This is a genomic window from Lachnospira pectinoschiza (genome assembly GCF_020564355.1).
GTDB lineage: Bacteria > Bacillota > Clostridia > Lachnospirales > Lachnospiraceae > Lachnospira > Lachnospira intestinalis.
Genome location: NZ_JAJCRR010000004.1, coordinates 314,423 through 334,195, shown reverse-complemented (window position 1 = coordinate 334,195; position 19,773 = coordinate 314,423). Strand labels below are relative to the sequence as shown.

Below are 19,773 nucleotides of genomic sequence, written 5' to 3'. Positions count from 1 at the left end.
GGCTGCTAAAATAAAAAATGTAGACATTATAATTCACGATTGGATTGAATGAGCTTTGTCCGGTCAAAATTCAAGTCTTCAATTTCGGCATCAGAGAGGGGCAGAAATTGAATAATGAAGATACCGTTTCTTAATTCAAAGTGTTTGATAGCAATCTGATTTTCTACAAATTCCTGAAGACTTTCCTGAATCAGCTGCATATTTTTCTTTTTGTTCTTTAATTTAAAACGGACAATTTTTTGGAAATAAGTATAGCTGTATTCATTCATTTTTGTTTCCTGGTTTGCAATCTGTTCGCGTTTCATGGCATAGCAGATAATCCGGGACAGGTTATTTGTTAAAATATCATAAGAAGCGGAAGTAATGGAAATCAGTTTTTTCTGAATAATGGCATTACTTAAAATTTCACCGAACTGGGCAATTGCATAAGGGCGTTCGGCATCTTCCTTAATTGTAATATTATCAAATAAGTTGAAATACATTTTACTGCCTTCTTCTTCGTAAGAGAAGTTATACTCAACCAGCTTGCGGCAGGAATTGGAAATTTTATTCAGTACATTTTTTCCGACATGGTAATCAACCACTTCCTTGCCGAGAGTATTCAAATCGACAACCACGGATTTCTCTTTTGAAAATTCCTGCATATTAATATTGGAAATAAAGGCATTTACCAGTTTTAAATCGTTACTGTCCATTGATTTTGGCGGAGTGAGTTTTCCGTTATTTACAGTTACTTCAAGTAATTCCTCACCGTTGTCATCCGTGATAATTTCTTTTAAGAGATTATTGGATGCAGTTTCCATCATCAGGGTAAATGAGGAAGGACTAAAAAGCGGTTTTTCCAATAGCTCCTCCGGAAACATTCTGAGGTAAGAATCAATATTTCCGGCTAAATCGGTTTCGATATATTTCCATGCATTAATCATTAAATCATTTTTTAATGAGTTGTAGATAGAATTGTTCGTAAAAGAAGCAATTCCAGGAAACGAAATCAGCAGGCTGTTGGCATCATTTTTCCAGACAGTCGCACGTTCTTTGTATTCTTCAATAATTTCATCCAGTTCTTTGTCCCCGAAAATATTAACATATTGGTCAATTGGGAGAGAGCGTGCCATATTGATGACGGAAGCGACCGGGTGCTTCGGATCGTCAAGTGTCATGGTTTCAATGTCCGTAATATAGGATTTGTACCAGCGGGCTCTTTTTTGCAAACGCGATTTTTTAATTTTGTTGATAACAGGAATTAAATCTTCACGACTGGTTTTACCTTCCAGATAGTTCATTAAGGTTTCATCTATTAATTCCGTCATGCTGTTACATGGAAATTTTAATAAATTTCTTTTCTTTTCAAAAAATTCGATGATAGTAGGATCGATATGTTTTTCCAATTCTTCGATAAAACGTCTTGAGTATTGTTCCATAAAAATAAAATCTCCATTCTGTTGAAGTTCAATATGTGTCCATAATTAATAAACATTATAAATAAAATGAGGAAAAAATGCAAATGGGAGAGTGCCGTTTTGGAAGCCTTTCTTAATTATAGGTATGTGGATTTGTTGATAGGTGGAGAGGGGAGTTGTTTTGTAAACATATAGACATATGTGGTCAATTATAGTAAAATGATTTATGTTGCAAAATAAATAAAGAAAGGACGTTTTGAAAATGGCTGAAACCACCCCTGCAAATATAGCAGATGAATTAAGTGATGAATTCAATAGTTCCATCTGGACTTTTTATCAGACGAATTTATCCGCAAGAACCAGAAAAGAATACCTAAATATCATCAGAAATTTTACAAAGCTTACAAAAACAGATCCGTTAAAGCTTACAAAAGAAGCTGCGGAATGTTATATCAATGAATTAAATGCCCGGTATACACAGAAAAAATTGTCTTACAACACACTGGTCATGCGCATTTCGGTTATGCGCAGTCTATGTGAATATATCCGTTACCGCCGTGAGCAGCAAGGCATTTCCTATTATAATTACTTTAATGACATCATTGTGCCGGATCAGGATAAAACACTTTTGGAAGAAAATCTTCCTACAGACTCTGAAATCAATGCTTTGTTAGAGCTTGCCGCAGATGATGATACGGCATTTTTAGTTTTTTCACTGGCTGTAAAATGCGGATTAACCAGCAGTGAAATCAGTAAATTGGATGTAGAACACATTGTCATTGATGTGCAGGAACGGTTTTGTATCCAGTTTCCGCCTTCCCGCAAAACAAGCCGTATTATCCGTCTTCCAAAAGACATAAATGACCTCTTACAGACATATATTGAAAAATATAACCGTATTGAAGGTGCTGTTTTTTATAACAAACATCAGACACGTTTAAAAGTCCGTGATGCCCAGCGCATTTTAAACCACTATATTGAACTTGGCATGGAGTGTCAAAAGATTCACAAGCATTTTACTTTTCAGGATTTACGCCACAGTGCTTTTAAATATATGCTGGCAGGAGGCGCATCCGAAGATGAAGCAGCCGCATACGGGGGCATCACAACAAAATGGCTGTCCCGTTACCGGCATATTGTCCACGTTACGGATGCATTGGGCAGTGCTGACTATAGCATTATACAAATCCGCGAATCGTAAAATGCTTCTTAGTAATAATGACTTTAATAATGGATTGCAATCTTTACAGGCATTTGCAAATATACTATAATAAATGCAGTTTTTTACAGAGGTGAAATCAAAATGATTCGTAAGGATTTAACCATCCGCTATGCCTGTGGTTCGTACTGGATTATTTCCACAGACGTCCACCTATGTACAGATGCTTCTTATCATGCACCTGTTATGACAAACGAAGCCGGATACCATATTTGGAATTGTTTAAAGAAGCATTTTTCAATAGAAGAAACAGCAGAAACAATTTCCGGACTGTATCATATTTCATATGAAAATGCCTTACAGGATACAAAAGAATTTATTTTACTGTTAAAACAAAACGGCTGTATGGAGGGACTATGAAAGTATTCATCATTGGCGGCTGTAATACCGTAGTCAATGCTTTACTTCAGAAATTCAACAAAGAAGGTCTGAAGTTATACGTATTAACCGGCTCCCATCAATATCACAACAAATATAAACACGTATATGAGCAGTATCATTTTTCTTATGAGAACAACTGTATTAAGGAAGTGTTTGAAAGTGTACGCCCGGATGTAACGATTTTTACCGGTGCTTTTGACAGCAACTATCACTGGGAAAACGGATTTCGTGAAATTACATCTTATTGCAGCGGGCTGTATAACATTTTAACCGCATATTCCCTTTTACAATTCGGACGTTTTATCTATCTGTCTTCTGATGAAATATCTCGGATTACGGAGGATGAATATGCTGCAATTACAAAACAGATGGCAGAACCGGAAAACAGTTTCCATGAAAACTATGCCACAGCCTGCAAGGCAAATGCATTAAAAAACGGAGAGGAAATCTGCTGTAATTATAGGGAAACAACCGGACTGGATATCCTGACACTGCGTATTAATGAACTTTGTTATCTGCCAAAATCCGCAGACGAGGCAGACTTTTGTTTATCAAAGCTTTGTATGGAAGCCCTGACAGAAAAAAAAGTCACTTTATCCAAAGACTTGTATATGCCGTTTTATCTGTCAGATATGACAGAATTTTTATACCGTCTGGTAAAAGCGGACGATTTAAAACACCATTTTTACTATATGGGCGCGGACAACGGCATTTCTGCCAATGAACTCTGTCTGCAGATTGATTCGTGCCTCGCACTTTCGACACACCGTGAGCAGAATACCGGAGATGAAACGCTGTGGATTGACAGCCGTCTGCCATATAACCTCGCAGATGAAGTTTCCTGCACCTGTTTTTACGATGCAAAGGCCTGTATCCAGATGCTTTGCAAACATATTCAGAAACATAAAAAGCAGTTGATAATAAATAAAGAAACGACCGGTACAAAACATAATGTAAAGAAATGGCTGGCTCATATTTTTCAGGCAGCGCTGCCGTTCATTGAAAATATGATCTGCTTTATCCCGTTTTTTATGATAAATAACCGTGTAACGGAAAGTGCCTATTTTGCACGGCTGGACTGTTACTTATTATATGTACTTTTATTTGCGATTGTATATGGCCAGCAACAGGCTTCTTTTTCAGCCATTCTTTCAATTGGAGGATATTTTTTCCGGCAGATGTACCACCGCACCGGTTTTGAAGTCGCATTGGATTACAATACTTATGTATGGATTGCGCAGCTGATGATTCTGGGTTTAAGTGTCGGCTACCTGCGTGACCAGCTTTCTTCCATGAAGGCTGACAAAGCGGATGAGATTACCTATTTAAATAACCGTTTAAAGGATATTGAAGAAATTAATGCAATCAATACCCGCCTAAAAAATGACCTTGAAACACAGGTTGTAAACCAAAGCGACAGTATCGGGAAAATTTTTGAAATTACTTCCTCACTGGACAGTGATGAACCTGAAAGCGTATTCTTCCATGCGGCGGAAGTTGTTTCACAGCTGATGGACTGCCGTGACGTTGCAATTTACAATGTATCCAACAGAAATTATGCGCGGCTGATGTCCTCTACCTCGGAATCTGCCCGCCGACTTGGCAACTCAATTGCCTATACAGAATACACGCAGATGGTTGAAGCGTTTAAAAACCGTACTGTTTTTGTCAACAGACAGTTAACGGAAAATGTTCCGCTTATGGCAGCTGCGATTTTATCCAATGATGAAATCCAATCTATTATTATGTTGTGGGATATTTCATGGGACCGCTTAAATCTCTCCTTTATGAACCGCTTTCAGGTTATCGGGTACCTGATTCAGAATGCCGTACTGCGTGCAAACCGCTATATTGATGTGCTGGAGCATGAACGCTATATCAACGGCACAAAGATTTTAGAACCCGCAGCATTCCGCACTCTGTTAAAAGCATTTCTGCATGCGCAGCAAAAAGGACTCACGGACTGTTCACTGATACAGATTACACCGAAAGCAGAGGGTATTGCACATGCCAGCCGCGCATTGGAACGTCTGTTCCGTAACTCGGATTATCTGGGCAGTATTAACGACGGATTTCTTTATGTCCTGCTTGCAAACACCAGTCCGAAGGATGCAGGCTATGTCACGCAGCGAATCGCTGAAGCGGGCTATAGCTACCGCCTTGTAACCGACATTAAAGATTAGGATTTGCCATCCGGCAGAATGGAGCAACTATGTCTACTACCAATTTATTACTATGTGCGGTGCTGCTTTTTAATACAGCCGCTGCCGCCGCATATCTGATTTGGGGAATGCTGACAGCCCGGCGGACTAAAAAAGGAAAAATGCTTGTTTTTATCCGTTTTTTCCTGATGCTTTTCTGTCCGGTAATTGGTATTTTGTATTTTGTATGCAGCATGCTTTTTCATAAACTGCTGTTTCACAAAAAAGTTGATTTGTCCGATGTTATTTTTAATAAGGAAAAAATCAGGCAGGTTGAACGCAGCGACTTAGAGCGTGAACGTAACATTGCACCGATTGAAGAGACCATTGCGGTCAGCGATTATAAAAACCAGCGCCAGCTCATGATGAACGTTTTGCGAAACGATTACAGGGATTCCCTCGGTTCAATATCACTTGCATTAAACAGTGCAGATTCCGAAGTATCCCATTATGCTGCCAGTGCCCTGCGTGACGAACTGGGTGCTTTCAGAAACAGTGTTTCCCAAAAACACAAAGAAATGCTGGCAGATGAAAAAGATGCTGGAAAAACTGCGGCAGAACTCATTGAGCAGATGGTTCCGATTTTAAAACAGAACGTCTTTCCATTTTCAGAATATGCCACTTATGTTCACATTCTGGAAGATGCCATGCATACACTCTGTCAGAAAGATGGAACCGCAGCCCGTCCCGTCTATTACGAATGGCTTGTCCAGCAGCTGCTTGCCGTAAAAGAGTATGACGCAGCCGCACACTGGTGTGAAACTGCAAGACATGAACTTGCCGGAACTTTAATTCCTTATAAGTGTCTGCTTCAACTTTACTATACCACCAAAGACCGCAAACGGTTCTTTGATGTATTGGAAGCCCTGCGCCAGTCGGATATTCCGATTGATAACGATACTTTGGAACTGTTCCGTATATTTAACCGCATTTAAAACCTTTTGACACTTACATTATTTCATTGGAAACGAGGATAAACATTATGACCGTACATACGATTTTACAGGCAGTATGCCTTTTTATAATTTATACAGTCCTTACGGTTGTACTGCCGGAACTGGTTTTTCATCAAAAATATAAAGGCAGAAGAACCGGTGAACGGCTGATGTTAGATATTACTGTCAGTAATTTTTACATTATGAACCTCGTTTTTATATTGCAGCTTCTGCATATTTCTTCTATATATACACTGCTTATATTTACAGTTATGCCTGTCTTTGCCGTCATTATTATTCAGTACCGGAAAGCATTTAAGGCATGGGGAATCCGGCAGCTTGCACTCCTTGGAAAAATTTCCTCTAAAACGATGGGCATAAAAACTTTCTTTGCCATTGTTTTTACACGGATAAAAGACATTTTGTGCAATGCCTGTAAAAATATTTTTCGTATCATCGGACGGCATAAAACAGAATATGTATTATTTACCCTTTTATCCGTGTGGCTTCTTTATATATATGGAAGCAATGAAATTATCCAGTACGGTTATACGGTTTCCGACCTGCCGGTACACAATTACTGGATAAATGAAATGTCTAAAAACAATATTTTTGCCGCCGGTGTTTACCCGTTTGGATTTCACTGCATCATTTATTATATCCATACGGTTTTTCATATAGATACTTATGTAATTCTGCGGCTGTTTTCCGTGGTGCAGACCTTTTATCTGCATCTGGTTTTGTTTACCTTTATCCGCTGCATATGCCGTTCTTCCTTTGCCGCCTATGGTGGACTGTTTTTATATCTGGTTCCATCATTATACCACGGCAACTGTACGATCCGTTTTATCAGCGCACTGCCGCAGGAATACGGCATGCTGTTTATCCTGCCGTGTATTTACTTTTTATTCGCATTTTTTAAGGATATGAAAGAAAATGCCGGAAAATGGATTATCTGTACCGATTTAGCGGCAGCATGTGCGTGTTTCAGCATGACGATTGCCGTCCATTTTTACGACACAATGATTGCCGGACTGTTCTGTGCCGCCATCGTAATAGGCTTTTGCATGCGTTTTTTCCGGCCGCGCTATTTTCTCCGGCTGATGGGGGCTGTCCTTTTAGCCGTTGTTATCGGGGTTCTTCCGATGTTTACCGCGGCACTCTGCGGAAAACCGATGCAGGGTTCTATCGGCTGGGGCATCAATATTCTGACCGGCAGGTCTTCCTCCGGAACAAACCAGAATCAGGACAGCAACGAAAATAAAGCAAATACATCATCTTCCGGTTCATCACAGATTGCCCTGCCGGACACTACAAAAGAAGAGGTAACACCTGAACCGGAAAATCTGGCACAGGATATTGACACTGAACCGGTGCTGACTCCGTCTGTTTCCACGTTGGAAAAAACGACACATTTTTTGCAGCATTTTTACCAGACCTTATCAAATGATATTCAGGAAGATATTTTTGCACAGGACGGCGCATTATTTGCTGCGGTCATTTTATCCTTATGTGCCCTCATAGTCCTTGCAGGTATCGGTATGTGTATCGCAAAGCAGCCCGATTATGGCTTTATTCAAATCAGCACCGGTATTTTTCTGCTGTTTCTGCTGATTTTGTTTAATGCAAAAAATATCGGTCTACCGCAGCTTATGGATCAGAACCGTTCAAGAATTTACCTCACGTATATGCTTACGGTTTTGTATGCACTTGTTCTTGATTTACCGGCGGGCATTGTGCTTTATAGTTGTAAAAAGCCGCGTGCTGCAAACGGTATTTCCCTGATTCTTTCGGGAATCATCTGTGCCGCGGCATGTATGGTATTTCCAATCCGCAGCCATATCCTCGCACCGCGTGTCAGTGTTCTTGAAACCAACGGCGCCATCACCTGCCTCGGACAGATTTTATCCGAGCGCAGAAATACGACATTTACCGTTGTATCCGCCAATGACGAACTTCAGATGCTTGCAGGACGCGGACAGCATTACGAAACGATTACATTTTTACGTTACTTAAAATATGCCGCGCAGGGACAGCGGATTATTATTCCGACGAAATATGTCTACTTTTATATAGAAAAAATCCCTCTGGATTATACCGTTTCCTATGCGGACAGCGGTCAGTCCATATCCCGCACAGGCGCTGCAAAGACACTTCCTTCCAGTGCCGGTATCAATCCTTATAAAGGGGAAAACCGCTGGATTGTCATGTCCAAAATGTATTACTGGGCAGAGCAGTTTAGAAAGCTGTTCCCACAGGATATGACCATCTATTACGAAGATGACGAGTTTATCTGTTACCGGCTGATTCAGAATGAATCCAGCCCGTTTAGTCTTTCGATTGACTATAACTATAACCAGTAAAAATCACCGCTTCGCAGCAAATTGTTCAGGAATAGGAGTATTATGAATCACCAGATGTTGACAAAGAGAATTTATTTTACCATCAGCTGTATTATGCTGCTCGTACTGTTTCTGTTTCAGGGATCAAGTCTTGTACGACAGAAATATAACCGTTACGATGAAAATATCTACGCAAATGAAACGGCTCCTTTTGATGCCGGTACACAATTTACGGTTCAGACAGATTCTGCCGCCGTACTGTCGGATTCGCATGCTTTTATCGTCTTTATCGGCGATACGGATTCTGCATCCGGTACAACAATCCGTCAATGGTGTACCTATACCAAGCGTAATCTTTTGACGTACCGGCAGATTTCGGATTACCGCACCTACCGCGAAAAGCTGCCCGATGCGGTTTTGCTTGATGCCGCCTTTGTAGACTGTAACAGCGATCTTTCTCTTCTTACAACGCTGACCAGTTACGGCATATCCATTATATGGTGCAGCCTGCCGGATTTTAATACGATTGAAAACAACAGTGTCCTGATGGATTTTTTAGGCATTGCAAATGCAGTGTCCCCATCGCTTACCGTATCCGGTTATAAGCTCTACAGCGGTTTTTTACTGGGCGGTGAATCCTGGTATATTGCAAACAATGAAGACGAAGAAAAATATCAGGACTTTTCTCTGGATATGCCGTGGTATATTCCGGGAAATGCCACCAAGACTTATATGGCGGCAGAACTGGACAGTTCCGTATACGGCACGATTAAAACAGAAGACCGTCCTGCCGTATTCTGGCGGAAAAGTCTTGAAAACGCTTACATTTTCTGTGTCAACGGAGATTACCTGTCGGATACCGGGGGATTTGGCATTTTAAATGCCATTCTTTATGAATTAAAGGACTATGCCGTTACACCGGTTGTCAATGCACAGACCGTTTCCATTATCAATTATCCTGTTCTTGCTTTTGAACAGGAAGATGCCATGGATGCCGGTTACAGCCGCAACACTGCTTCGGTACTTGAAAATGTCATCTGGCCGGATATTTCCACACTGTCAGAGTATTTAAACAGCCGCTTTACCTTTTTGTTTACACCGCAGTTTCATTATCAGGATGAACACGAGCCGGTATCGCAGGAACTGGAGTATTTTTTCCGCCTGTTACATGAAAAACAGTTTGAAGCCGGGCTGTCTTCCACAAGAGATACGGATACCTCCATCCGCGAAAAGCTGCAAAAAGATACTTCTGTTTACCGCACTTTTTTACAGCACTACCGCTTTCTTTCTCTTTATGCAAAGGAAAGTGAGATTTCCGAAGTTTTAAACGGCTCACCGGAACTGACAAATACACTGCAGACTATTGTTACCGAAAAAAGCAGCAATGACGGGAATTGTTTATTTGCGTATGTGGGAAATGATGTTTTACAAATGAAACTCTTGTCAGACGGCACTGCCTACAGTTATAAAAATGATTTTATACAAAAAAGCTTAAATACGGCACTTGCTTATTCAAGTATCGGTGTTGACTGTACGGAAATCTGTAATCCGAAGGAGGATGATGAAAATGTGCTGTGGGATAAATTTTACCAGAAAACGGCGACAGCACTGGCAGCCTATCTACCGCCTAAATCGGTTTATCAAAGCTGTACGGTCACTCAGGCAGCCAGCCGTATCCGCGCCTTTTTAGCCGTGGATTACAGCAGTATGCGCACCGGTAATACCATTACGCTGCAAATCAAAAACCGCAGTGAAGACACTTTCTTTATGTTGCGCCTGCACAATGAAGAAATTAAAGACATAGACGGTGCCGCTGCTGAAAAGATTGAGGATGGTGCTTATCTTATCACTCCGGAGCGTGATACCGTAACCATATCGCTTAAAAAATAAGGAAAGGAGCAGTTTATGAAAATATGTATTATTGCTGAAGGATGTTACCCTTACGTTGTCGGCGGGGTTTCCGGCTGGATTAACAATCTGATCTGCTCTTTTCCCCGCGTCAGTTTTAGTGTCCTTGCAATTATTTCCGACAGAAGCATCAGCAAAAAATTCCAGTATACCCTGCCGGAAAATGTCACCGAAGTACACGAAGTTTACTTAAATGACTGTGAGTGGACCGGTAAGGGAAAGTCACGGAAGCACTGCCATCTGTCTGCAAAAGAAGCTGCCGCCTTAAAAAGCCTGCTGCTTGGCAAAGATACTGACTGGGTAACACTGACAACACTGCTGCAAAGCCGGAAGTTTTCTTTAAATGCCCTGCTGATGGGACCGGATTTTTTAGATGCCGTTATTGAATGTTACGAAGAAAAACACAGTGAAATTGTCTTTTCCGACTTTTTATGGACAATGCGCTCCATGTACCTGCCGCTTTTTCTTGCCATGCAGTCCGATCTGCCAAAAGCAGATTTATACCACTGTGTCGCAACCGGCTATTCCGGCGTGCTTGGCAGTATGGCAAAACTGCTGCACCCGGAAAGTGCCTTGTTAATTTCGGAACACGGCATTTATACCAGAGAACGTGAAGAAGAAATCATCAAAGCTTCGTGGATACGGGGGCTGTATAAAAATCTGTGGATTGAACAGTTTGCCAAAATGTCGCTGTTTGCTTACCAGACTGCGGATAAAGTCACTTCTTTATTTGAACATGCCCGCACCTTACAGATTGAACTGGGCTGTCCCGAAGAAAAAACGATTGTGACACCCAACGGCATACGTCCCGCACTTTACCGGAATATTCCACAAAAAGACCCGGCAGACCCAATGATTCATATTGGAGCAATTTTACGAGTCACACCGATTAAAGATGTCAAAACACTGATTATGGCATTTGCCTATGCAAAACAGAAAAACCCGCGGTTAAAGCTCTGGATTATGGGACCTGCTGATGAAGACGAAACTTATGCTTCAGAGTGTTTCCGTCTTGTCGGGGATATGCAGATTGAAGATATTGTATTTACCGGCAGGGTACAGGTCAAAGACTACATCGGAAAAATGGACTTTACGATTCTTACCAGTGTCAGCGAAGGCCAGCCGCTTACGATTCTTGAAAGCTTTGCGGCTCACCGCCCGGTGATTGCAACCGATGTCGGTAACTGTAAGGGGCTGTTACTCGGCGAATCCGATGACTTCGGTGAAGCAGGCATTTTAACGCATATTATGAATATCGAGGAAATTGCAAATGCGATGCTGACACTCGCCGCCAATGAAAAAATGCGGCACGAATACGGTGAAAACGGCTACCGCCGCCTGATGAATAAATACACCATCAAACAGATGCGCAGCACCTATGCCGACATTTACAGGGAATTAACAAAGAAAAAAACGTCTTAAAGAAAGGAGCCATTTATGGCAGGGGTTGGTTTAAGATTAAATAAATTTTTTAATAAAAAATCTATGAGCAGCCACATTGCGGGTGCCGGATACAGTATTGTCATTACCATTGCGCCGATGCTGCTTGTCATTGTAACACTGATTATCATGCAGCGGCTTTTGGGCTACACGCAAGAATCGTATTATGAAAAACAGCTGTTCCAGAACACCGTGCTTTATATTTTTATTTTTTCACTGCTGGCAAGCGCGCCGTTAAATGCCGTTCTTTCAAGATACATTTCCGATGTTATTTTTGAAGAAACTTATGCAGATATTATGCCATGCTATTACCTCGGACTGCTGATACAGACTCTTTTTTGCTGCCTGATGGGGATTCCGTTCTGTCTGCATGAGTGGCTCTCTGGCGGAGTACGCCCGGCATACGTTTTTATATCCTTTTGCTGTTTTATCGCATTGTCCTTTATTTTTTATACGATGATGTATTTATCAATCTGCAAGGACTATATAAAGATTTCACTTTTTTATGCTGTTGGAAGTATAATCAGCCTTTTCTTATCATTATTTTTGGTATATTATATAGGTATCAGTGTCTGTATGTCCATGCTGCTTGCTCTGACTGCCGGCTTTTTAATTACGGCATCCCTTGGATTAGCACTACTTACGCAGTATTTTACGGAATACAGCCACCAATATAAAAAAATACTGAAACACATTGCAAAATACCGGAAACTGATTCTTGCCAATACTTTTTACACACTCGGACTGTTTGTGCATAATTTTGTATTCTGGACATCTGATTTACAAATCCGGACTGCCGGTTCTTTCGTGTGTGCTGAAACGTATGATTATGCTTCATGCGTGGCGATGTTTACGAACATTTCTGCAAGCATTATTTTTATTGTTTTGGTTGAAATGAAATTCAATGCCAGATACAAACAGTATTCGGAAGCCATTATCGGCGGACGGCTGCTTGACATTCAAAAAACCGGCATGCGTATGTTCCGTCTGCTTGCAGATGAACTGATGTCTTTGGTGCGGATTCAGTTTATTATTTCAACCGTGCTTTTTTTAGTCAGCCTGATTGTGCTTCAGCGCTTCGGCTATACCGGCACGATTATTCAGGTATACCCGTGCCTTGCCGCCGGATATTTTATCCTGTTTTTAATGTATCCGGTCTTTTTGTTTTTATATTATTTTAACGACTTAAACGGTGCTTTGTATACCGGCTGTATTTTCTGTCTGATGACACTGGCTGCAAGTATCTGTCTGTTAAATACCAGTCCCGTCTGGTATGGCGGCGGACTGACAATTGGTGCATTTGCCGGATGGACATTTTCATATTTCAGACTGTGCCGGCTGGAAAAGCATATGAAAAACCATATTTTCTGCAACGGTACGATTATAAAACAGGTTTCCGGCACCCGCCCAAGCGGACAGGTGTACCCGGATACGCAAAAATGAAACCCCGCACTAAGAAAGGAGAAATTATACTATGCCGCCTATAATACTTCGCATAATACTCATTGTATTCGGAATCCTGCTGTTTGTCTGTGCAATGCTGTCTTATGCCGGAAAAAAATTAAAAGAAGGCTTTTTACTGGGGTGGTGTCTGTTTGCACTGTTTTTTATTCTTGCAGGCATTATTCCGGCACTCAGCTTCTGTACCTGGACTTTCGCTGTTTTTTCCGGTCCTGCACAGATGATTTTATCCGCCTTTCTGGTCCTGTTTTTGTTTAAGATTTCCGAATATGTTTCTGTTTTAAGCCGCAAAAATCAGGAACTTGCCATGCAGGTTTCCCTTTTAAACCAGGAAAATGAACGGATTCTTACAGAATTACAGCAGCTGACCGGAAAAAACAAAACAGAACTTTAATATTGGAGTACGTATGAAGAAAAAAATTTTATTTGTAATCAATACACTGGGACGCGCCGGTGCGGAAACCGCGCTGATAACCCTGTTAAAAAAACTGCCTGAAAACGAATATGATATTTCTTTATATGTATTGTGCGGACAGGGAGAACTCGTCCGTGAACTGCCCACCTATGTCCACCTGCTCAACCGTCATTTCTGTTGGGAATCGGTCTTATCTAAAAAAGGAAAATTTCTTCTTTTTAAGACAGTACTCATAAAAAATTTCTGCCATGGTGCATTTTTTCATAACCTGTCCTATCTGTTTTTAAACCGCAAAAACACACCGCTTGAAAAGCTGCTGTGGCGGATTGTATCAGACGGGTCTGAACGATTTGACACGCATTTTGACTTAGCGGTTTCGTATATTGAGGGCGGTTCTGCCTACTATGTACACGATCATGTATCTGCCGCTAAAAAAGCGGCATTTATCCATGTTGACTATGTACAGGCAGGGTATACACGCAGACTGGATAAGGACTGTTATGTGGATTTTGACAGGATTTTTGCAGTTTCCAATGAAACAGCCGGTGTGTTTGCCGGTGTCTATCCAGAATGTCAGCAGAAGCTTTCGGTTTTTCACAACCTGATTGACACCGAAGCAATCCGGCAAAAGGCACTTTCACCCGCCGAAAAGTCCATGCATGAAGGAATCCGTCTGCTGACGGTTGGCAGACTGACACCACAGAAAGGATTTGACTGTGCGGTTTATGCCCTCAAACTGCTGTTAGAAAAGCAGTACCCGGTGTACTGGTATATTATCGGGGAAGGTTCGGAATACGGCAGACTCACACAGCTTGCCCGGTCACTACACGTAGAAGACCATTTTATTTTTTTAGGAATGCAGACCAATCCGTATCCGTATTTTAAAATGGCAGATTTTTATATTCATGCAACCCGTTTTGAAGGCAAGAGCATTGCCATACAGGAAGCACAGGTGCTTGGCTGTGCTATTGCGGCATCCGACTGCAGCGGCAACCGCGAACAGATTGTTTCCGGTGTAGACGGTCTGCTTTGTCCGTTTTCACCGGAAGGCATTGCAAATGCGGTGGAATATCTGATAGAGCATCCGCAGACTGCCGAAAGTTTTGGCAGGGCGGCAGCGAAAAAAACCTGCCATTTTGAAAACGATATTCATATGATTCGTGATTTACTTTACTCACCTTAAGCTATAATGCAAATCTTACAGGGATAATTGCGGAGGACAAATTAATGCAGAAAGAAGTTTTAATTATTATACCTGCTTATAATGAAGAAAAAAATATTTCCAAGGTCTTAGACCGTCTGGAGCAGCCTGAAATTGCTGAATTTGCTGATATTCTGGTTATGAATGATGCTTCTTCGGATAACACCAACTGGATCGTCAAAGCAAGACACCACGCCGTTGTCACGCATGTATTTAACCTCGGCTACGGCAGTGCCTTACAGCTTGGCTATAAGTATGCAATCCGCTGTAATTACCGCTATGTCATTCAGATGGATGCGGACGGACAGCACGATGCCGGTAATTTAATCAATCTGTACCGTGCATTAAAGACCCCTGATGAAAACGGTGTCTATCCCGATATTGTACTGGGGTCACGCTATTTAAACGACAGTCCGTACTTTGAAACCTCGGCTTTAAAACGTTTTGCATTTTTCTTATTCCGCCATATTATCAAGTGGTCAACAGGACGTACCATCATGGACCCGACAACGGGATTACAGGGATTAAGCCGCCGTGCCGCCTTGTGCTATTCAAAATTCGGCAATTTTGATGAAAAGTACCCGGATGCAAATATGATTACCAATATGCTTTTATCAGATTTTAATATTGTGGAAATTCCGGCGGTCATGCATTTAAGAGAACACGGAAAGAGCATGCACTCCGGTTTAAAACCAATCGGCTATATGTTTCATATGTTTTTTAGTATTCTTGCCGTTTTAATCCGGCAAAAAATCTTTAAAAATGTACCGAAAGCGGAGCGTTATAACAATGATATTCAAAAAACACAATAAATTTAAGCCGTATCTATCCATTGAAAAAGCAGATGACCACACGGTTAATCCCAAAAGAGGGTGGTACAGCATTTATTCGTTTACCCTCCCGGAACGTCCTGATTTTGAGGAATTGCAGTGGTGTTTAAAAAAACAGGAATCCCTGTGCCTGGTACGTGTCTGTATCGGAAATTATGCTGCACGCAGTTTTGATACACCGGCACTTACGGTTTTTGAAGAAATTTTGTCTTTTTTTGCCCGTCATAACAAAGACATGATCTTGCGGATTATCTATGATGATGAAGGAAAAGGCATGGAACACGAACCTGCTGGACTTTCACAAATCCAGTCCCATATGGACCAGCTTGGCAGTATCATTTACAAATATGCTGCACATATCTACACTACACAGGGACTTTTTATCGGAAGCTGGGGAGAAATGCATACTTCCAAATTCTGCGACAGACAAAGCCTCTGTCGTCTGATAGACAGCTTTTATCATGCCACAAAAGGCGCTGTCGCCATGGCAGTGCGCACGCCCGCACAGCTGCGCAGTCTTGAAACGGGACTGTCTGAATATACGGATACCGGCACACGCGGACGGATTCTTTCCCTGACCGGACTGTATAACGATGCCATCACCGGCTCTGAAACCGACTACGGCACTTATGCCGCCGGGGATACCGTCTCCGGTAATATTCCCTCTGATAATGTGTCTTGGGGGAACGTAAACTCCGGTGACGGAAAGTGGAGCAGGAGTGCAGAGCTTTCTTTTCAACAGGAACGGTGTATGCAGGTTTATAACGGTGGGGAGGTTATCATGCCGAATCCATACAATGACGGGGATACCGCAATTGAAACGCTCACCAAAATGCACGTTTCTTACCTGAACAGCCAGTATGACGGCACCGTACTTCAAAAATGGAAAGGACAAAAGACAGACAAAACTGAATCCGTCTTTGAACAAATCGACCGCCGTCTGGGGTATTGTCTGGTTTTATCCGCTGTCAAAGCGGCAGATAAAAACTGTTCCAAATTTATAATTACCATAAAAAATACCGGCTTTGCCGCCCTGTATGAGCCGGTCATTTTAACACTGTCTGCTGTCTGCTGTACGGCTGATAATATAAATAATGCACCCTGTCTGCCGTTAGAAAACACCGTACTTGGCAGGCGTGAGATTGCAAAACTCCCGGCGGGAGAGCAGTGTATCGTATCCGTTGACTGCCCGCTTATAGCGCTTTCTTCCGGTCAGTATAAACTAACTGTTTCCATGGCACTGAAACGCAGTCAAAAAAAAGTCTTTTTTGATAACTGTGATACAGTGGGAATCCTGACGGTCATATAAATTTACGCCTGTATTTTGTTGTCTGTTTGATTCCATATCGGAACTCTATTTACTCAAATATAAAGGTACCACACAGGTATCCGTTTTCCGTCGGTTCTTCTGTGAGTGCAAATCGGATTTTTTCACCGCTCTTTGGACTGCTCATTTTCAGATAAACCTGATAAGTTCCCTTTGCAATGTGCAAAAACACCGGACAGGAGAGTGTAACTAGGCTGTCCGGCTGTAATGCTGTGGTTGAGAACTGTTCACCCAGATTCTGTGTCTGTATGATATTTCCCTCCATGTCACATATCCGCAGTTCTGTCGTAAAATCATAATATGCCGGTGCAAAGCCGGTATTTTTTATTGAAAACGTAAGCTTTGCCGTCTGTCCAAACATTTTATAAGAAAATGCCGTCCCGCTGATTTCATAGCGGTAACCTAAATGCGCGCCGATATAATCATAACCTGTCGTGTCTTCATACGGCTGATTTTTCCATTTTTTTAAAACCTTTTCATCATACATACGGTTTAAATACGATACGTGCATTGTCTGCAATGTATTCATTGCATTTTCAACGTCATTGTAAACGGTATCGGATACGACTTCTCCGCCGTTTGGCACGGTAAGACAAACTTCATCCTGATAAGAAAGTTCACGGCTTCTGTCGGTATACGTTCCCAAATCCGACTCCGATGCCATAATACCGTCATTAAACAGCCCTGTTTTTATAACCGCCGCCTGTCCTTCATCCAGATGATCCGCCGCCAAAACTGCACGAAGCTGAGCCGGTGTACGTACTGCCATATAAATTTCATCATCCAGACTGCCCCGCAAAACCGTAAAAAGCTGTATCTGTTCCTCTTCGGATGAAAAACGGGAGTGGTGCATTTCACCGTAATTTCCTATAAAAATTCCCTGCACCAGATAGATATTGTCTTTATGCTCATTCAGTATTTGTGCGCACTGCCGCATATGTTTTTCAATCTGTGAAATGTCGTTTGGCTCAGTGCTTTGCGCATTGCCGTCCCAGTCATATAAAAAACGCAGAATCAGGCTGCAGGAGCTTTCTTCCCAGCGGGTAAGGATATGTTTCAGCTCTGCCAGCGCATTTTCGGTAAGGTCACGGTCTGCAAACTGTTTTAAATTGATTTGAAGCAGCGCCAGCCGGTCATTGGCACTTTCACTCTGTGCAACAGCCGCAGAAATCTTTGTATCCAAGACACTCCATGCCGGATTCTGTCCGGCTGTCTGACTTTCGTCCGTCAGCGTATAGCCGTAAATCTGATACCAGCCACAGTACGGATTGTGCAGAACTTCCTGTGTCACCGTTAAATCTGCCTGCGTCCACACCGGCTTTTTATTGTATACAAAATACAAACACAGTCCAGCTGTTCCTAAAATCACCACAGTCACACAGACTGCAAGAATACAGACTGCCCGGCGGGTTATCTGCAAATTTCTATTTTCCGGTTTATTTTTCATTGCATTTACCTTTCTAATTCATTGCAACATATGATATAATGAGCACAAACACCATTAACGAACGAACAGCCCTGCAAAACAGGGCGAAAAACGCAATAACGTATGTTTATAAATGTAAGGATAAAGAAGGCGCAGCATACAATATCCTCATATCATAGTTGGAGGCTTTTGACCCTAACATTATAAATATATGATATAAGTTATATCATGGCAACAGAAAGCAGGCAATTTTATGACAAAAAGAAGTATGCAGTCTTCCACTCTAGATTTTGTAATTACATGGGTCGATGGCAGTGACCCTGCATGGCTTGATGAAAAAAGCCATTTTGCATCCGGCAGTGAAGCCGATAACCGGAAAGAACGCTACCGCGACTGGGATCATTTAAAATACTGGTTCCGCGGCATTGAAAAAAATGCACCCTGGGTTCATAATATTTATTTTGTAACATGGGGACATCTTCCTGCGTGGCTTAATACCGCACACCCGAAACTGCATATCATAAAACACACGGATTTTATTCCACCGCAGTATCTGCCGACTTATAATTCGCATACTATTGAATTAAATCTGCACCGGATACCAGGACTTTCAGAAAATTTTGTCTACTTTAATGACGATGTCTTTTTAATCCGCCCGGTAACGCCGCAGCATTTTTTTAAAAGCGGAAAGCCCTGTGATATGCTTGCCTTACAGCCGGTTGTTGCAAATCCCGCCAATCCGGTCATGTCACATATCTTTTTAAATAATACGCTGGTGCTGTCAAAATATTTTAACAAACGTGAAAATATCCGCCATCAGTGGCGTAATTATTTTAAACCCGGATATCCGCCACTTTATTTCTGTTATAACTTTCTGGAACTGGCTTTTCCGCTGTTTTCCGGATTTTATACGGTACACGGCGCTTCACCGCTTTGCAGATCAACCTATGAAACACTCTGGGAAAAGGAGTATTCACTTTTAGATGCAACCTGTTTACACAAGTTCCGTCATGCAGACGATGTCAACCAGTACCTTTTGCGGGAATGGCAGAAACTGACCGGTTATTTTACAGCGGAAAATGTCTGCCGCAGCTTCCGCTATTTTAATGCGTCTTCGGATAATAAAAAGCTTGTGTCTGTCATTAAAAAGCAGAAAGCAGATATCATCTGTATCAATGACGCCAATACAGCCATTGATTTTGAACGTGCCAAAACACAGATTAGTACCGCTTTTTCCGCGCTTTTTCCTGAACCTTCTTCTTTTGAAAAAGGGCAGTAATTTTATGA

Annotated in this window: 15 protein-coding genes; 13 read left to right on the top strand and 2 right to left on the bottom strand. The window is 41.8% G+C overall.

From position 1 onward, the window contains the following. Positions 1-26: 26 nt before the first annotated feature. On the bottom strand, positions 27-1,421 hold the full coding sequence (locus LI288_RS10385; RefSeq protein WP_227090337.1) for a hypothetical protein: 1,395 nt from the start codon (positions 1,419-1,421) through the stop codon (positions 27-29). A gap of 241 nt (positions 1,422-1,662) precedes the next feature. Here LI288_RS10385 and LI288_RS10380 point away from each other — a divergent pair, with 241 nt between their 5' ends. From LI288_RS10380 to LI288_RS10325, 12 genes are all read left to right on the top strand, one after another. Continuing rightward, positions 1,663-2,601: a tyrosine-type recombinase/integrase gene (locus tag LI288_RS10380; RefSeq protein ID WP_227090336.1), complete on the top strand. Its 939-nt coding sequence runs from the start codon at positions 1,663-1,665 to the stop codon at positions 2,599-2,601. 102 nt (positions 2,602-2,703) lie between these two features. Further along, positions 2,704-2,979, top strand: a complete 276-nt coding sequence (locus LI288_RS10375) for a PqqD family protein (RefSeq protein WP_227090335.1) — start codon at positions 2,704-2,706, stop codon at positions 2,977-2,979. Continuing rightward, positions 2,976-5,183, top strand: coding sequence for an NAD-dependent epimerase/dehydratase family protein (locus tag LI288_RS10370; RefSeq protein WP_227090334.1), 2,208 nt, complete (start codon positions 2,976-2,978; stop codon positions 5,181-5,183). The genes LI288_RS10375 and LI288_RS10370 overlap by 4 nt, the downstream gene beginning before the upstream one ends. Positions 5,184-5,212: 29 nt before the next feature. Further along, entirely contained in the window at positions 5,213-6,136 is a 924-nt protein-coding gene (locus LI288_RS10365) for a hypothetical protein (RefSeq protein ID WP_022432617.1), read from the top strand. 47 nt (positions 6,137-6,183) lie between these two features. Beyond that, positions 6,184-8,499, top strand: a complete 2,316-nt coding sequence (locus LI288_RS10360) for a hypothetical protein (protein WP_227090333.1) — start codon at positions 6,184-6,186, stop codon at positions 8,497-8,499. Positions 8,500-8,541: 42 nt separating this feature from the next. Continuing rightward, on the top strand, positions 8,542-10,368 hold the full coding sequence (locus LI288_RS10355; protein ID WP_227090332.1) for a DUF2194 domain-containing protein: 1,827 nt from the start codon (positions 8,542-8,544) through the stop codon (positions 10,366-10,368). A gap of 15 nt (positions 10,369-10,383) precedes the next feature. Then, positions 10,384-11,808 carry a GT4 family glycosyltransferase PelF gene (gene pelF, locus LI288_RS10350; RefSeq protein ID WP_022432614.1) on the top strand — a complete coding sequence of 475 codons (1,425 nt, stop codon included), beginning with the start codon at positions 10,384-10,386 and terminating at the stop codon, positions 11,806-11,808. Positions 11,809-11,823: 15 nt separating this feature from the next. Then, a complete protein-coding gene (pelG, locus tag LI288_RS10345) occupies positions 11,824-13,269 on the top strand; it encodes an exopolysaccharide Pel transporter PelG (protein ID WP_227090331.1) in 1,446 nt (481 codons plus the stop codon). Between the two features lie 31 nt (positions 13,270-13,300). After that, positions 13,301-13,681: a DUF2304 domain-containing protein gene (locus LI288_RS10340; protein ID WP_022432612.1), complete on the top strand. Its 381-nt coding sequence runs from the start codon at positions 13,301-13,303 to the stop codon at positions 13,679-13,681. Between the two features lie 13 nt (positions 13,682-13,694). Continuing rightward, on the top strand, positions 13,695-14,885 hold the full coding sequence (locus LI288_RS10335) for a glycosyltransferase (RefSeq protein ID WP_227090330.1): 1,191 nt from the start codon (positions 13,695-13,697) through the stop codon (positions 14,883-14,885). A 44-nt stretch (positions 14,886-14,929) separates the two neighbouring features. Continuing rightward, entirely contained in the window at positions 14,930-15,715 is a 786-nt protein-coding gene (locus LI288_RS10330; protein ID WP_227090329.1) for a glycosyltransferase family 2 protein, read from the top strand. After that, complete coding sequence (locus tag LI288_RS10325) at positions 15,693-17,042, top strand: DUF4874 domain-containing protein (RefSeq protein WP_227090328.1); 1,350 nt, start codon at positions 15,693-15,695, stop codon at positions 17,040-17,042. Before LI288_RS10330 ends, LI288_RS10325 begins: the two co-directional genes overlap by 23 nt. Before the next feature lie 49 nt (positions 17,043-17,091). Here the strand turns inward: LI288_RS10325 and LI288_RS10320 are convergent, their stop codons facing one another. After that, complete coding sequence (locus LI288_RS10320) at positions 17,092-18,507, bottom strand: DUF4832 domain-containing protein (protein ID WP_227090327.1); 1,416 nt, start codon at positions 18,505-18,507, stop codon at positions 17,092-17,094. 232 nt (positions 18,508-18,739) lie between these two features. Here LI288_RS10320 and LI288_RS10315 point away from each other — a divergent pair, with 232 nt between their 5' ends. Then, on the top strand, positions 18,740-19,765 hold the full coding sequence (locus LI288_RS10315) for a Stealth CR1 domain-containing protein (RefSeq protein WP_227090326.1): 1,026 nt from the start codon (positions 18,740-18,742) through the stop codon (positions 19,763-19,765). Positions 19,766-19,773 lie beyond the last annotated feature (8 nt).

Bases quoted from the DNA above. Each gene is read 5' to 3' on its own strand.
- LI288_RS10385 (WP_227090337.1), bottom strand. From the start codon at position 1,421: ATGGAACAATACTCAAGACGTTTTATCGAAGAATTGGAAAAACATATC.
- pelF (WP_022432614.1), top strand. From the start codon at position 10,384: ATGAAAATATGTATTATTGCTGAAGGATGTTACCCTTACGTTGTCGGC.
- LI288_RS10315 (WP_227090326.1), top strand. From the start codon at position 18,740: ATGACAAAAAGAAGTATGCAGTCTTCCACTCTAGATTTTGTAATTACA.
- LI288_RS10375 (WP_227090335.1), top strand. From the start codon at position 2,704: ATGATTCGTAAGGATTTAACCATCCGCTATGCCTGTGGTTCGTACTGG.
- LI288_RS10370 (WP_227090334.1), top strand. From the start codon at position 2,976: ATGAAAGTATTCATCATTGGCGGCTGTAATACCGTAGTCAATGCTTTA.
- LI288_RS10325 (WP_227090328.1), top strand. From the start codon at position 15,693: ATGATATTCAAAAAACACAATAAATTTAAGCCGTATCTATCCATTGAA.
- LI288_RS10380 (WP_227090336.1), top strand. From the start codon at position 1,663: ATGGCTGAAACCACCCCTGCAAATATAGCAGATGAATTAAGTGATGAA.
- pelG (WP_227090331.1), top strand. From the start codon at position 11,824: ATGGCAGGGGTTGGTTTAAGATTAAATAAATTTTTTAATAAAAAATCT.
- LI288_RS10365 (WP_022432617.1), top strand. From the start codon at position 5,213: ATGTCTACTACCAATTTATTACTATGTGCGGTGCTGCTTTTTAATACA.
- LI288_RS10335 (WP_227090330.1), top strand. From the start codon at position 13,695: ATGAAGAAAAAAATTTTATTTGTAATCAATACACTGGGACGCGCCGGT.
- LI288_RS10355 (WP_227090332.1), top strand. From the start codon at position 8,542: ATGAATCACCAGATGTTGACAAAGAGAATTTATTTTACCATCAGCTGT.
- LI288_RS10340 (WP_022432612.1), top strand. From the start codon at position 13,301: ATGCCGCCTATAATACTTCGCATAATACTCATTGTATTCGGAATCCTG.
- LI288_RS10360 (WP_227090333.1), top strand. From the start codon at position 6,184: ATGACCGTACATACGATTTTACAGGCAGTATGCCTTTTTATAATTTAT.
- LI288_RS10320 (WP_227090327.1), bottom strand. From the start codon at position 18,507: ATGAAAAATAAACCGGAAAATAGAAATTTGCAGATAACCCGCCGGGCA.
- LI288_RS10330 (WP_227090329.1), top strand. From the start codon at position 14,930: ATGCAGAAAGAAGTTTTAATTATTATACCTGCTTATAATGAAGAAAAA.